The following is a 14,392-nucleotide window of genomic DNA, read 5'->3' as shown; positions in this document are numbered from 1 at the left end:
TTTTTATAATTTGTTGCAATTGTCATACTATTAATGTAAATCATTTGAATAAAATTGTCAATTGACCAATGTTACCAATTGTTATACCTCTAAATCCAGTTCCACCGGGCAATGGTCGGAACCGAGAATTTCGGTATGGATTTTGGCATCTGCAACTGCATCTTTTAAGGACTCTGATACCATAAAGTAATCAAGCCGCCATCCTGCATTCCGCTGGCGTGCCTGGAAGCGGTATGACCACCAGGAATACGTCACGGTGTCCGGATACAGCATACGGAAGGAATCAACAAAGCCTTTTTCTTTGATCACAGCAAATTTTTCGCGCTCCTCTTTCGTAAAGCCGGCGTTTTTCTCATTTGCCTTTGCATTTTTGATATCCATCTCGGTCGCTGCGACGTTCAGATCTCCGCAGAAAATCACCGGTTTTTCCTGCTCCAGTCCTTTTAAGTAAGAAAGAAACGCATCCTCCCACTCCATCCGGTAGGCAAGGCGTTTTAATTCATCCTGCGAATTCGGTGTGTAGACGGTTACAACAAAGTATTCCGGAAACTCTGCCGTGATCACACGGCCTTCCATATCATGTTCTTCGATTCCGATACCATAGCGAACAGAAATCGGCTCCTCTTTGGTAAACAGGGCCGTGCCGGAATATCCTTTCTTTTCCGCATAATTCCAATACTGATGATAGCCGGGCAGCTCAAGGTCGATCTGTCCTTCCTGCAGCTTTGTCTCCTGCAGGCAGAAAATATCGGCATCTGCCGCCTCAAAGTATTCCTGAAAACCTTTTTTCATGCAGGCTCTCAGTCCATTTACGTTCCAGGATATCATTTTTTTCATACGCAATTCATCTCCTTTTCCTGACAGTCTGTTCTCTGCGGTTTCTGTTGCAAAACGCTTGGAACCGACTTCCGTTTTCTTTTATTCCTCTTTCAGAACATACAGCACTTCCAGCGACGCATCCGACGGTCCGTGAAATTCGCAGCCGTCTGCTTTATACTGGCGCATCAGTTCCAACATTTCTCTGCTGTACCGCTCGCCCGGGCAGATGAGCGGGATTCCCGGCGGATATGGGGCTGCCATCTCGGCTGCAATTCGTCCTTCCGCTTCTGCAAACGGAACGGCTTCCTTCTCCGCAAAATATGCCTCGCGCGGTGTCTTTACCATCTCCGGCAGGCTGCGGAACAGCCACTGCTTTTCTGTAAACTTCGTCCGCCCCGTCGTTTTCCCGCTCTCTGCTGCCGAAATTCCTGCCAGCGCATCGATCAGCCGTGTGATATCTTCCTCGCTGTTTGCCCAGGTAATAACGCAGACCACGTTCTCCTCGTCGGCAAGCTCTGTACTGACGCGGTATTCCTCGTACAGACGCACCTGCAGATCGTAGCCGGAAATACCAAGTTCTCTTGCCGAGAATACAAGACGCGTCGGGTCGATCTTCCATACGCCGCACGTTCCTTCCATCTCAGTCCCAAGAGCTTCGATTCCTTTGATCTTTGCAAGCTCCTGCCGCGCCCTCTGGCCGAGTTCCAGCGCGCGTTCCATTCGCTCTTTTCCGTGCAGCGCCATCCCGCGCCGCGCCGCATCGAGGGATGCCATCAGAAGGTAGGACGGCGATGTACTCTGTACCATCTGCAGATTGGCGGCCACTCTTGCCTCATCGAGACGGCCAGAACCGAGTGATAAGAAGGAGCTCTGTGTAAAGGAACCCGCCGTTTTGTGGATACTCTGCGCGCAGGCATCCGCACCACTTTCCAGTGCGCCGAGAGGAAGCTGTTCGGAAAAATAGAGGTGCGATCCATGTGCTTCATCGACAAGAAGCGCTGCGTTGTGGCAGTGACAGATTTCTGCGATCGCCTGCAGATCACTGCAAAGACCGTAGTACGTCGGGCTGACCAGAAGTACGGCTTTCGCATCCGGCGTTTCCGCGAAGGCTTTTTCGATCGTCTCCGGCGTTACGCCGCCCCACATCTGCCATTTCGTGCTGTACTCCGGCATCACATAAACCGGTGTGGCTCCGCTTAAAATCAGGCCCATCAGCACCGATTTGTGCACGTTTCGCGGAACAATGATTTTTTCGCCCTCTTTCACAGACGAAAGCACCATCGCCTCGTTGCCGCATGTTGTGCCGTTGACAAGAAAAAAAGTTTTTTTTGCCTTCCACGTTTCCGCCGCCAGTTTCTGCGCCTCTGCAATCACGCCCTCCGCGTGATGCAGATCGTCAAGCCCTTCTGCCTCCGAGAGGTCATACGCCGCAAGCGACGCTCCGTTTAACGTCTCATCCAGCCCGCGCTCAAACCGGTGTCCCGGAATACGGAAATAGGCCGGTGCTTCCTCCCGGAACTGTTGTAACGCCTCCACAAGAGGCATTCGATTCTGATCCATTCTGCTTTGTTTCCTTTCAAACGATTTCTGAATCTTTTTCTGAAGCGAAAGAATCCTCCCCGCACCGCTGTGCGGGAAGGACCCCCTTATCTGCATTTTTCTGTTTTATATGGTTTATTCTACCGGAGTAGTCCAGCCATATTTATCTTCCAGTTTACCCCACTGGATACCGGTCAGGGTATCGTACAGTTTCTGGGTCAGCTCACCGATCTTGAAGTCATTTACAACAACAGAATCGTCCTTGTATACAAATTCACCAACCGGAGATACAACTGCTGCTGTACCAGTACCAAATGCTTCTTCCAGTGTGCCGTCATGACCTGCTTTCATCAGATCGTCAACCGACAGATGTGTTTCGTTTACTTTATATCCCCAGTCTCTTAAGATATGGATCAGGGAATCACGGGTTACGCCCGGAAGAACAGTTCCTTCCAGCGGTGCGGTGTAGATTTCGCCGGCAATCTTGAACATGATGTTCATGGTTCCAACTTCCTCTACATATTTACGATGTACGCCGTCCAGCCACAGAACCTGGGTGCATCCCATCTTCTCTGCTTTTACCTGGCCTGCGATGGAACTTGCATAGTTACCGCCGCATTTTGTAAATCCTGTGCCACCTTTGACTGCACGAACATATTCATCCTCAACCAGGATCTTAACCGGGTTGATGCCCTCTGCATAGTATGCTCCAACCGGAGTGGTGATGATAACGAATTTGTAGGATTTTGCCATATGTACGCCAAGGCTTGCCTCAGTAGCGAACATGAACGGACGGATGTAAAGAGATGTACCTGGCTCAGACGGTACCCAGTCTTCCTGTGCTTTAACCAGTGCTTTGACAGCCTCTACAAACATCTCCTCCGGTACGCCCGGCATGCAGAGTCTCTCGTTGGATTTAATCATACGGCGTGCGTTCATTTCCGGACGGAACAGCTGGATCTTTCCTTCTGCTGTTCTGTAGGCTTTCAGTCCCTCGAACGTTTCCTGTGCATAGTGAAGTACCATGGTTGCAGGATCCATCGGGATTCCGCCGTACGGTACGATTGCTGCATCATGCCATCCCTGCTCTTTGTCCCAGTCCATGACAAACATATAGTCTGTAAAGTGTTTTCCGAATCCAAGATTTTTCTGATCCGGTTTTTCCTGTAAATGTTCTCTTTTTTCAAATCTGATATCCATTTTTTGCCTCCCCGGCAGTTGAGGATAAGTTTGTTCAGCTGCCTGTATATTTAGATTCAATAGTGATAGTATAAAACTGTACCCGAAAACAGTCAATAGAAAATACGACTAATTTTTCATTTTTTCGTTCTTATTTGTTGTATCTTTTCCGTATTTTCCTGTATCAGCCGCATTTTTTCTGCTTTCCCGGCACAGCCATTGTGTTTTTTTTTATTATCTGTTAGAATGGCAGTCAAGAACCTGATAAGACTTGAACACGAAAAAGGAAGGTAATACAAATGAGTGAAGAATTATTCAACAGCGCATCCTGCAGCGGAGACTGCGCAGACTGCGGCAGCGACTGCCAGGATCTGGATCAGCCGACCGTTACCCTGACACTGGACGACGATACCGAAGTAAAATGTGCCGTACTGACCATTTTCCCGGCCCCGAACCAGAAAGAGTACATCGCTCTTCTGCCGCTCGATGAAAACGGCGAGAACGGGGACGGCGAAGTTTATCTGTACCGCTATTATGAAGAGAACGGCCAGCCAAACCTCGACAATATCGACTCGGATGAAGAGTACGAAATCGCAGCAGACGCATTCGACGAACTGATGGATACGGAGGAATTCAACGAGCTGGAAGAAAATTCCACCGAAGAGTAAGCGCACAGAATCTGAAACCGTTTCAAAACCCGGCAGGAGACCTTGTTTTCCTGCCGGGTTTTTCTTTTTCCCTCTCACGATCCAGTTATTTCTTATTTGTACAGCTTTTCTGCATCTCTCTTTAAGATCTGTTTCTATTCTTTTACAGAAGTATAATATATGTGAGTAGTATTTTTCATACTGCTACATTACATAGGAATACGAGGTATCTTTTTATGAGAGATAAAGATGTGATACAGCATATCCAGGATTTATGCCGCGAGCGCTCCTGGACTTATTACCGCCTTGCAAAAGAGGCAGACATTCCCTATTCTACCTTAAACAATATGGTAAACCGCACCAATATCCCAACCATCCCTACCCTGCAGAAGCTCTGCGACGCCTTTGGCATTACACTTGCCGATTTCTTTCTCGATGAGCCGGACGCTCTGCAGCTCACCGAAGGACAGCAGGAAATCATTACGCTTTACAATAATCTTTCGCTGGAGAAAAAGAAAATCTTAAAGGCTTATATGAAAGGTCTTCTGATGGAAGTCTGACTTTTCCGGCATCATAAGTATCACAGATAAAGAAAGTTCCGTTTTTTGTTTTTCCAAAACAGAGGCGGAACTTTTTTTCTGTCGATAAACTTTTCTTAAATTTTTCTAAAGCCCGGGACTTTTCCCGTATTTCGTTGTAGAATAAAGGACAACTGTTCACATATTAATCACAGAAGGAGTTACCCTTTCATGCTACAGATTCAGCATATCAAAAAAGAATACCGGACCGGGACGCTGGTACAGAAAGCGCTCGACGATGTGTCCTTAAATTTGCGCGACAACGAGTTTGTCGCTATTTTAGGGCCGAGCGGTTCCGGAAAGACGACGCTTCTGAATATCATCGGCGGCCTCGACCGCTACGACAGCGGCGATCTGATCATCAACGGCATTTCCACGAAAAAGTATAAGGACCGCGACTGGGATTCCTATCGGAACCACACGATCGGCTTTGTCTTCCAGAGCTACAACCTGATCCCGCACCAGACCGTCCTTGCAAACGTAGAGCTGGCGCTTACCATTTCCGGTGTTTCCAAAGAGGTGCGGCGCAAAAAAGCAATCGCGGCACTTGAAAAGGTCGGTCTTGGAAAACAGCTCCACAAGCGGCCGAGCCAGATGTCCGGCGGTCAGATGCAGCGTGTCGCCATCGCCCGCGCTCTTGTCAATGACCCGGAAATTCTGCTTGCCGATGAGCCGACCGGCGCGCTCGATTCCGACACCAGTATTCAGGTCATGGACCTGCTGCAGGAAGTTGCCAAAGAACGCCTTGTCGTCATGGTCACACACAATCCAGAGCTCGCCGAGCTTTACGCCAACCGGATCGTCACCCTGCGCGACGGTGTGATCTGCTCCGACACGAACCCGTTTGAGCCGGATTCCGAAACCCTGCTTCCTCCCAAGCACAAAAACATGGGCAAATCGTCGATGTCCTTTCTGACGGCGCTCTCCTTAAGTTTTAATAACCTGCGCACCAAGAAAGCGCGGACCTTGCTCACCTCGTTTGCCGGCTCAATCGGCATCATCGGCATTGCACTGATTCTGGCACTCTCCTCTGGTGTCAACGAGTATATTCAGAATATGGAAGAGGAAACTCTCTCCGAATATCCGCTTCAGATCCAGAGCACCGGCTTTGACCTCACTTCGATGATGGTCGGCTCACAGAATGCCGGCAAAGACGCAAAAGATTCCGGCAAAAAGAATGAAATCAAAGTCCAGGAAGTCGTGACCAACATGTTCTCCACCATGAACTCCAACGATCTCGCTTCCCTGAAAAAGTACCTTGACGGCGGTGCGGACGGCATTTCCGACTACACAAATGCCATCGAATATTCCTACTCCGTCACGCCGCAGATCTACCGCGAAGACGGCGATTCCATCCGCCAGGTGCACCCGGACCAGTCGTTCCGCTCGCTCGGCCTTGGCGCAAGCTCCAACAGCATCATGTCATCCATGATGAGCACCAACGTCTTTTACGAGATGCCGGACACCGCTTCCCTGTACGAGAACCAGTACGACTTAAAAGCCGGACACTGGCCGGAAAACTATAACGAATGTGTGCTTGTCCTCACTTCCGACGGCGGAATGAGTGATTTTCTGCTCTACACCCTGGGACTCCGCGATGCACTCGAGCTGGATGAGATGGTCCGCCAGTTTTTAAATGAAGAAACCGTCGAGACCCCTTCCTCTATCGGCACGTATTCCTACGATGATATTCTCGGCACCACGTTCCGTCTTGTGAACAGCGCAGACTGCTACGAATACGACAGTCAGTATCAGGTCTGGAAAGATAAAAGCGACAACGAAGACTATATGAAAAAGCTCGTTGCCAACGGCGAAAAGCTCACAATCACCGGTATTGTCCAGCCGTCCCCTGACTCTGCCGCCTCTGCCCTGACCGCCGGCATCAATTACCCGGCATCGCTGACCCGCCACGTTGTGGAGGAAGCAAAGAAATCCGAGATTGTGAAACAGCAGATGGCGGACTCCTCCATCGATATCTTTACGAATCAGGAATTCGGCACCGTGGATCAGAACAGCGGTCTTGATATGGATTCCTTTATCACTGTCAATGAGGACAAGCTGCAGAACGCTTTCCAGTTCGACGATTCCGCACTCTCCGGTGCTTTTTCCGGTGATTCCATGAACCTTGATTTATCCAGTGCCTTTGCGGACGCCGGAAGCAGCATGGATCTCGCGGGTGCGATTGACCTCAGTCAGATCTCTCTTAATTTCGACGGACTGCCGCAGCTTGATCTTGGCCAGATTTTATCCGGACTTACTCTCAATGTCAGCGAAGACGGCATGCAGGAACTAGCTTCCAGTCTCATGGAGGGCTATCAAGGCTACGCCTCGGAGCACCCGGAGGCGGATTATTCCCATTTACAGGAGGATTTCGTCTCCTACATCAATTCCACGGAAGCACAGGAAATCCTGCGGCGCCACATCCAGACCATCATTGCAGACGGCGGCGGTGTTTCCATTACACAGGAACAGATCCAGGAACTCATTCAGCGGATCTTCAAAGGGTATCAGGCATACCTGATCAAGATGGGCTACACCGATCCGGAACAGTTTGATGCTTATCTTGCGGAGTATCTGCAGACCGAAGAAGCTGTTCAGATCATCAACGACTGGATTTCCGAGGTGATGCAGAACAACGGCAATATCGAAATCACATCCGACCAGCTCACTGCGCTTGCGACGGAGCTTTCCAACGGTTATCTCGCTTACGTGAAGGAGAACGGCCTGCCGGATCCGACGGAGATGGGCCAGCACTTTATCGCCTATCTGAACACGGCGGACGGCCAGCAGCGGCTGAACAGCGGTATCACAAAAATCGTCGATCTCGACGGACTGCAGTCCCAGGTTTCTTCTGCGCTCACAAACTATATGGCAGGCGTTATGGGAAGCTACTCCGCTTCTGTCGCCTCGGTTCTGCAGACACAGATCACTTCCGCGATGGAACAGATGATGACGCAGATGGCCTCTGCAATTCAGTCCGAGATGGAGCGCGCCATGACGCAGGTCGGGAATTCTCTGCAGGATTCGATGGGCGATGCCATGAAGATTGACACCGATGCCTTTGCAAGTGCCTTCCAGATGAATATGACTGAGGATGATATGAAGGAGCTCTTCGCTTCTCTTAGTTCTTCCGGCTCTTCCACCTATGAGGGCAATCTGCAGAAACTGGGCTACGCTGATTTTGACGAACCTTCTTCGATCAGCATTTACCCGAAAAACTTTGAGAGCAAGGAACACGTTGTCTCCATCCTCGACGGCTACAATGACACGATGGAAAAAGAAGGCAAAAACGAGCAGGTAATCTCGTACACCGATGTAGTCGGCACTCTGATGTCCTCCGTCACGGATATCGTCAACATTATCAGCTACGTGCTGATCGCTTTCGTCGGCATTTCCCTTGTGGTTTCCTCGATTATGATCGGCGTCATCACCTATATCAGTGTTCTGGAACGTAAGAAAGAGATCGGTATCCTGCGCGCGATCGGTGCTTCGAAACGCAATATTTCGCAGGTCTTCAATGCCGAAACTTTCATCATCGGACTCTGTGCAGGACTGATCGGCATCGGGCTCTCGCTGCTTCTGATGATTCCGGGTAACCTTCTGATCCACCGTCTGGCGGATACGACGAAGGTCAGTGCTTCTCTTCCGCTCGTCCCGGCGCTTGTTCTGATTGCACTCAGCGTCGTTCTGACCCTGATCGGCGGTCTGATTCCGTCGAAGAAAGCGGCAAAAAGCGATCCGGTTACGGCACTCCGGACAGAATAATCTGATCCTTAAAACACACTTTGCAAGTACGCAAAAAGCGACCGGCAGAGGCTTTTCAAAAGTCCCGCCGGCCGCTTTTTTCTATCTTAAACTTTTATTTTTCTTCCAGAGAAAATCCATGCTCTGTCCGCACCAGTGTCGTCTCATAGAAGGTCTTTGCGAACTGCACCAGATAAGCAGTATCTTTGGCGCCTGCCGTCTCATACGGGGAATGCATCGCAAGCTGAGCCATTCCGATATCCACGCTTGTCACCGAGACAAGAGAGTTCAGAATTGCGCCAAGCGTGCTTCCGCCCGGAATGTCGGCGTGGTTTGCGAATACCTGGCACGGTACGCCGGCCTTCTCGCAAATCATCTTTGTTACGGCTTCCGAAACAGCATCGGTCGTGTATTTCTGGTTTGCACTCTGTTTGATGACTACGCCGCCGTTCATGTATACGCGGCTCTTCGGATCGTATTTCTCCGCATGTGCCGGGTGGAAGGCATGTGCATTGTCAGCAGAAACAAGGAAGCTTCCCGCAAGATCTCTGTGATATGCAATCGTGTCTTTTCCACAGGCTGCATTGATATGCTGCAGTGTCTCTGTCAGGAACGAAGAATCCGCACCCTGCTTTGTGAGGCTTCCTACCTCCTCATTGTCAAAGATTGCGCAGACATTGACCTGGCCTGTTGCCTTTGCAGCAAGAAAGCCCTTTAAGGAGCCAAACGCGCTCTGCAGGTCATCCAGACGCCCACTGGATAAAAACTCTTTTCCGGCACCCCAGATGGATCCTTCCACTCGGTTATACAGATAAAGCTCCATGGAGAGAATATCCTCTTTTGCGGTATCCGGCAGAAACAGCTCATAAAAATGATCTTTCGCTGTCTCATCACCGAGAATCGGGAGCATGTCGGTCTGCACACTGTATTTGATTCCGTTGTTGATGTCACGATTCAGATGAATCGGCAGATTCGGGATCGTCACCAGATCTCGTCCGGCATCAACCAGCACGGATTTCACGCTGTTTCCGTCACGTACCACCATGCGGCCCGCCAGGGAAAGCGGACGGTCAAACCATGGGGAACGGATCATTCCGCCGTAGCCCTCCACGTTCAGGCGGGTGTAATGACCATCCGTCACGAATGGGTCCTCTCCCTTTACTTTAAACGTCGGACAGTCGCTGTGGCTTGCGATGATCTGGTAGCTGGAAAATGCGCTCTCAGGGATCTGGAACGCAATCACCGAGGATTCATTTCTCGTCACATAATATTTTCCGCCCGGAACGAGACTCCATTCTTTTGTCTCCTCCAGTTTTGTATATCCATTTTCGTTCAGCAGATCGCCGGCTTCTTTTACCACATGAAACGGGCTTTTGCACCGCATGATAAAATTGAGCAGCTCCTGCGCTGTATTCAGGTATTCCATAGTTTTTCTCCTTTGCATATATTCAAACGCTTCTTCTATTTTATAAAATCCCGCTGTCTTTTTCAAGACCCAAAAACCTGCGGGAACTTACTGTATCACTCGCAATCATCATTTCGAAGCGGATATTCGCAATCCGCTTCGCTACTCGCACATAAAACCAGCCGCTGCTTCGCAAAAAAATCCCGCACAGACAGATTTTTATTTTCTGTCGTGCGGGACTTACTTTTTCCGTTTTTTCTGCTATGCGGAAACCTGATTTCCGGTATACAGCTGGTAATATTTTCCTTTCTGTTCCATCAGCTGATCATGGGTACCGCGCTCAATAATTTGTCCCTGCTCAAGAACCATGATACAATCGGCGTTTCGTACGGTGGACAGACGATGTGCGATAACAAAGGTTGTTCTTCCGCTCATCAGCTTATCCATACCATCCTGAACAATGCGCTCGGTACGGGTATCGATGGAGCTTGTCGCCTCATCGAGAATCAGTACCGGCGGATCTGCAATGGCTGCACGCGCGATCGCAAGAAGCTGCCGCTGACCCTGGGACAGATTCGCACCGTCTCCGGTCAGCATTGTGTCATAGCCCTGCGGCAGACGCATAATGAATCCGTGCGCATTCGCCAGTTTTGCTGCTGCTACAACCTCATCCTCCGTCGCATCGAGCTTTCCGAAGGCAATATTTTCTCTTACCGTTCCCGTAAACAGATGTGTATCCTGCAAAACAATGCCAAGCGATCTTCTCAGGTCATCTTTTTTGATCTTTCCAATGTTGATCTCATCGTAACGGATCTTACCTTTCTGAATATCATAGAAGCGGTTGATCAGATTGGTAATGGTTGTCTTTCCGGCTCCGGTAGAACCGACAAACGCGATCTTCTGACCCGGCTCTGCAAACAGCGATACATCGTGCAAAACAATTTTATCCGGGTTGTAGCCGAAATCAACATGTTCGAATACCACACGGCCCTGCAGCTCGCGGTAATCCACAGATCCATCTGCCTGGTGCGTATGCTTCCATGCCCATTTTCCGGTACGCTCTTTCGTCTCGGTGAGTTTTCCGTTTTCTTCCTTCGCATTGACAAGCGTTACATACCCCTCGTCCAGCTCCGGCTCTTCATCCATCAGTCGGAAAATACGTTCCGCTCCTGCAAGTGCCATAACAATTGCGTTCAGCTGCTGGCTGACCTGGTTGATCGGCATGTTAAAACTCTTGTTGAAGGTCAGAAAGCTTGCCAGACCACCGAGCGTAAAGCCACCGACGCTGCCAAGGGCAAGTGCACCGCCTACAATTGCACAGACAACATAGCTCATATTTCCAAGCTGTGCATTGATCGGTCCGATAACATTTGCAAACGCATTGGCATTGTAAGCACTCTCATACAGATTGTTATTAATTTCTTTGAATTTTTCGATATTCTCCTCTTCATGACAGAATACCTTGACAACCTTCTGGCCATCCATCATCTCTTCGATAAAGCCGTTGACTTTACCAAGATCCCTCTGCTGTTTTACAAAGAAATTTCCGGAAAATCCGGCCACCTTTTTTGTCACTCCCAGCATGATAGATACCATAACCAGCGTTGTAATCGTCAGCGGGATGTTCAGAATCAGCATACTGACAAAGACACTGACAATCGTGATTGCACTGTTGATGATCTGCGGGATACTCTGACTGATCATCTGACGCAGGGTATCAATATCATTTGTATAAATCGACATGATGTCGCCGTGCGCATGGGTATCAAAATATTTGATCGGCAGCTTTTCCATATTGCCGAACAGATCATTTCTCAGATTCCGCAGGGTTCCCTGGGATACATAAATCATGGTACGGTTCTGAACGAACGCAGCCACAATACCGATTCCGTAAAATCCGGCCACCCGCAAAATTGCGTGGAGCAGCGGGCCAAAATCCGGATCCGGCTGGGTCAGCATCGGCGTGATATAGCCGTCAATCAGCGTTTTCATAAACATCGTTCCCTGTACATTTGCCAGGACGTTGACAAAAATCGCAATGACAACAGCGATGCAGTGTACCGTATAATCCTTTAATACATATTTCATAATTCTGGTAAAGATCTTCATCGGATTCTTGACCTGCGTTTTCACCCCTCTTGGAGGTCTTGCTCCCGGCCCCTTTACCTGCTGTACTCTCTCTGCCATTCCTTACTCACCTCTCTTTTCGTCAAAGTCTCCGCCGCCACCGGTCTGAGACTCATATACTTCGCGGTAAATTTCATTGGTTTTCAGTAATTCCTCATGGCTTCCAAAACCATTTACTTTTCCGTTCTCCATGACAATAATGCGGTCTGCGTCCTGCACACTGGAAATACGCTGTGCAATGATCAGCTTTGTCGTTTCAGGGATCTCGGTCAGGAATGCCTTCCGGATTTTCGCGTCGGTTGCGGTATCGACAGCACTTGTACTGTCATCCAGAATCAGCACCTTTGGTTTCTTCAGCAGTGCTCTCGCGATACAGAGGCGCTGTTTCTGACCGCCGGATACGTTGGATCCGCCCTGCTCGATGTAGGTGTTATAGCCCTCCGGCATCCGATCGATAAATTCATCGGCGCAGGCAAGACGGCAGACACGCTTGCACTCTTCTTCCGAAGCATTTTTATCACCCCATCGGAGGTTGTCGAGAATAGTACCGGAAAACAGCACATTTTTCTGTAAAACAACGGCTACTTCATTTCGCAGCGTTTCCATATCGTAGGAGCGGACATCCTTTCCGCCGACCTTAACGGATCCATCTGTTACATCATACAGACGGCTGATCAGGTTGACAAGACTTGTCTTCGCACTTCCGGTTCCGCCAATAATACCGATTGTCTCACCCGATTGGATGGAAAGATTGATATCCGAAAGAACCGGCTCGCCGGCTCCTTTTTTGTAGTTGAAATAGACATGATCGAAGGTAATGCTTCCATCCGGAATCGAAAAGTCCGGATTCTCCGGATTATCGAGATCACTCTTCTCATTCAGGACTTCTGAAATACGGCGCGCACTTGCAAGGCTCATTGTGATCATAACGAATACCATGGAAAGCATCATAAGGCTCATCAGAATGTTCATGCAATAGGTCAGAAGGCTCATCAGTTCTCCGGTCGAAAGACTGCTTCCGACAATCATTTTGGCGCCAAGCCAGCTGATCAGAAGAATACAGCTGTACACGGTCAGCTGCATCAGCGGTGCATTAAAGGAAAGATTTTCTTCTGCTTTACAGAAAATTTTATAAATATTTTCGGACGCTTTGTGAAATTTTCCTGTCTCATAATCTTCGCGCACATACGCTTTTACCACACGGATTGCGGATACGTTTTCCTGCACACTCGCATTTAATTCATCATATTTTGGAAATGCCTGCTCGAAATATTTGGTTGCAGACCGCATGATCAGAAACAGACACGTTCCAAGAAGAATAACGGCCACCAGATAAATGCTCGCAAGGCGTGCATTGATGTAAAACGACATAATCATTGCAATGATCATACTCGCCGGTGCACGCATGCACATACGAAGGATCATCTGATATGCATTCTGCAGATTCGTCACATCTGTGGTCAGACGGGTGACAAGACCTGCTGTACTGAATTTGTCAATATTGGAAAAAGAATATTCCTGGATATTTTCAAACATGGCCTGACGCAGATTTTTTGCAAATCCGGCAGATGCCTTTGCTCCATATTTTCCGCCCATGATACCTGCAAACAGACCGATGGCTGCTGCCACTACCATGAATGCTCCCACCACGTAAATGTGATGGAGATCGCCTTTTTCTACACCGTTATCGATAATGGATGCCATCATAAGAGGAATGATCATCTCCATGATAACCTCCAGAATCATGAAAATCGGAGTGGCAATGGAGGCTTTTTTAAACTCTTTTACCTGTGCTCCAAGTGTTTTTAACATGATGTCTCTCCTAACATATTTTTTACGTTGTTTTTGACCTGATCGATGACACGGTAGAAAGTGTCAAGATCTTCTTTTGAAATTCCCGCAACCGTCTGTTCTTCCAGCATATCGATCATATCTTTCGTCTTCTCGTGAAGCTCTCTTCCGGTATCGGTCAGCACCAGTTTTTTCAGCCGCGCGTCATAGGGAACGGACTCCCGTTTGATGTAGCCCTTTTTCTCCATGAGCTTTAAAATGTTGGTCACGGTAGAGCGGCAGATCTTAAATTCCGCTTCAATATCTTTCTGGAAAATATCTTTGTGCTCGTTCCTGCACAGATAGCCCAAAATCCACCCGTGCATGGCCGTCAGTTCATCGACGCCCCGCTCTCTGGCGGCTGCCATCAGGTTCCGTGACATCATATTGTCCAGCGTCCGCAGTTCGTGGCCGATTTTTCTTTTTTTACAACACACGCTGCTTTTTTCCTCCTTTCCCCTTTGCTGCCGTCCCCATCTGTTCGTTATAAAACTGTTTGAATAAGGACTGTTCCATAAGCAACT

Annotated in this window: 10 protein-coding genes; 3 read left to right on the top strand and 7 right to left on the bottom strand. The window is 49.0% G+C overall.

From position 1 onward, the window contains the following. Positions 1-81 precede the first annotated feature (81 nt). The 3 genes from PGS38_RS00745 to PGS38_RS00735 all read right to left on the bottom strand — a co-directional run bounded on the left by PGS38_RS00745 (position 82) and on the right by PGS38_RS00735 (position 3,558). On the bottom strand, positions 82-837 hold the full coding sequence (locus PGS38_RS00745) for an exodeoxyribonuclease III (protein ID WP_117509068.1): 756 nt from the start codon (positions 835-837) through the stop codon (positions 82-84). A gap of 81 nt (positions 838-918) precedes the next feature. Next, positions 919-2,379 (bottom strand): aminotransferase class I/II-fold pyridoxal phosphate-dependent enzyme, encoded by a 1,461-nt coding sequence (locus PGS38_RS00740; protein WP_158576401.1) that lies wholly within the window; start codon positions 2,377-2,379, stop codon positions 919-921. 114 nt (positions 2,380-2,493) lie between these two features. After that, the gene (locus tag PGS38_RS00735) at positions 2,494-3,558 is read right to left on the bottom strand and encodes a branched-chain amino acid aminotransferase (protein WP_117509070.1); all 1,065 of its coding nucleotides are present in this window, start codon (positions 3,556-3,558) and stop codon (positions 2,494-2,496) included. A 278-nt stretch (positions 3,559-3,836) separates the two neighbouring features. Between PGS38_RS00735 and PGS38_RS00730 the strand changes: the two genes are divergently transcribed. From PGS38_RS00730 to PGS38_RS00720, 3 genes are all read left to right on the top strand, one after another. Continuing rightward, on the top strand, positions 3,837-4,205 hold the full coding sequence (locus PGS38_RS00730) for a DUF1292 domain-containing protein (protein WP_118639905.1): 369 nt from the start codon (positions 3,837-3,839) through the stop codon (positions 4,203-4,205). 215 nt (positions 4,206-4,420) lie between these two features. After that, positions 4,421-4,744 (top strand): helix-turn-helix domain-containing protein, encoded by a 324-nt coding sequence (locus PGS38_RS00725; protein WP_117800904.1) that lies wholly within the window; start codon positions 4,421-4,423, stop codon positions 4,742-4,744. A gap of 189 nt (positions 4,745-4,933) precedes the next feature. Then, entirely contained in the window at positions 4,934-8,527 is a 3,594-nt protein-coding gene (locus tag PGS38_RS00720) for an ABC transporter ATP-binding protein/permease (protein WP_118639906.1), read from the top strand. 94 nt (positions 8,528-8,621) lie between these two features. Here PGS38_RS00720 and PGS38_RS00715 read toward each other — a convergent pair whose 3' ends face one another. From PGS38_RS00715 to PGS38_RS00700, 4 genes are all read right to left on the bottom strand, one after another. Then, a complete protein-coding gene (locus tag PGS38_RS00715) occupies positions 8,622-9,932 on the bottom strand; it encodes a M18 family aminopeptidase (RefSeq protein ID WP_118639907.1) in 1,311 nt (436 codons plus the stop codon). Between the two features lie 240 nt (positions 9,933-10,172). Beyond that, on the bottom strand, positions 10,173-12,098 hold the full coding sequence (locus PGS38_RS00710; RefSeq protein ID WP_118639908.1) for an ABC transporter ATP-binding protein: 1,926 nt from the start codon (positions 12,096-12,098) through the stop codon (positions 10,173-10,175). 3 nt (positions 12,099-12,101) lie between these two features. Continuing rightward, positions 12,102-13,850 (bottom strand): ABC transporter ATP-binding protein, encoded by a 1,749-nt coding sequence (locus tag PGS38_RS00705; RefSeq protein ID WP_117760378.1) that lies wholly within the window; start codon positions 13,848-13,850, stop codon positions 12,102-12,104. Beyond that, a complete protein-coding gene (locus tag PGS38_RS00700; RefSeq protein WP_242991099.1) occupies positions 13,844-14,305 on the bottom strand; it encodes a MarR family winged helix-turn-helix transcriptional regulator in 462 nt (153 codons plus the stop codon). The genes PGS38_RS00705 and PGS38_RS00700 overlap by 7 nt, the downstream gene beginning before the upstream one ends. Between the last annotated feature and the right edge of the window lie 87 nt (positions 14,306-14,392).

Source organism: Fusicatenibacter saccharivorans, from assembly GCF_027667425.1.
Lineage (GTDB): Bacteria > Bacillota > Clostridia > Lachnospirales > Lachnospiraceae > Fusicatenibacter > Fusicatenibacter saccharivorans.
The sequence above is the reverse complement of the archived record's forward strand: the minus strand, read 5'-3'. Positions and strand labels throughout refer to the sequence as shown.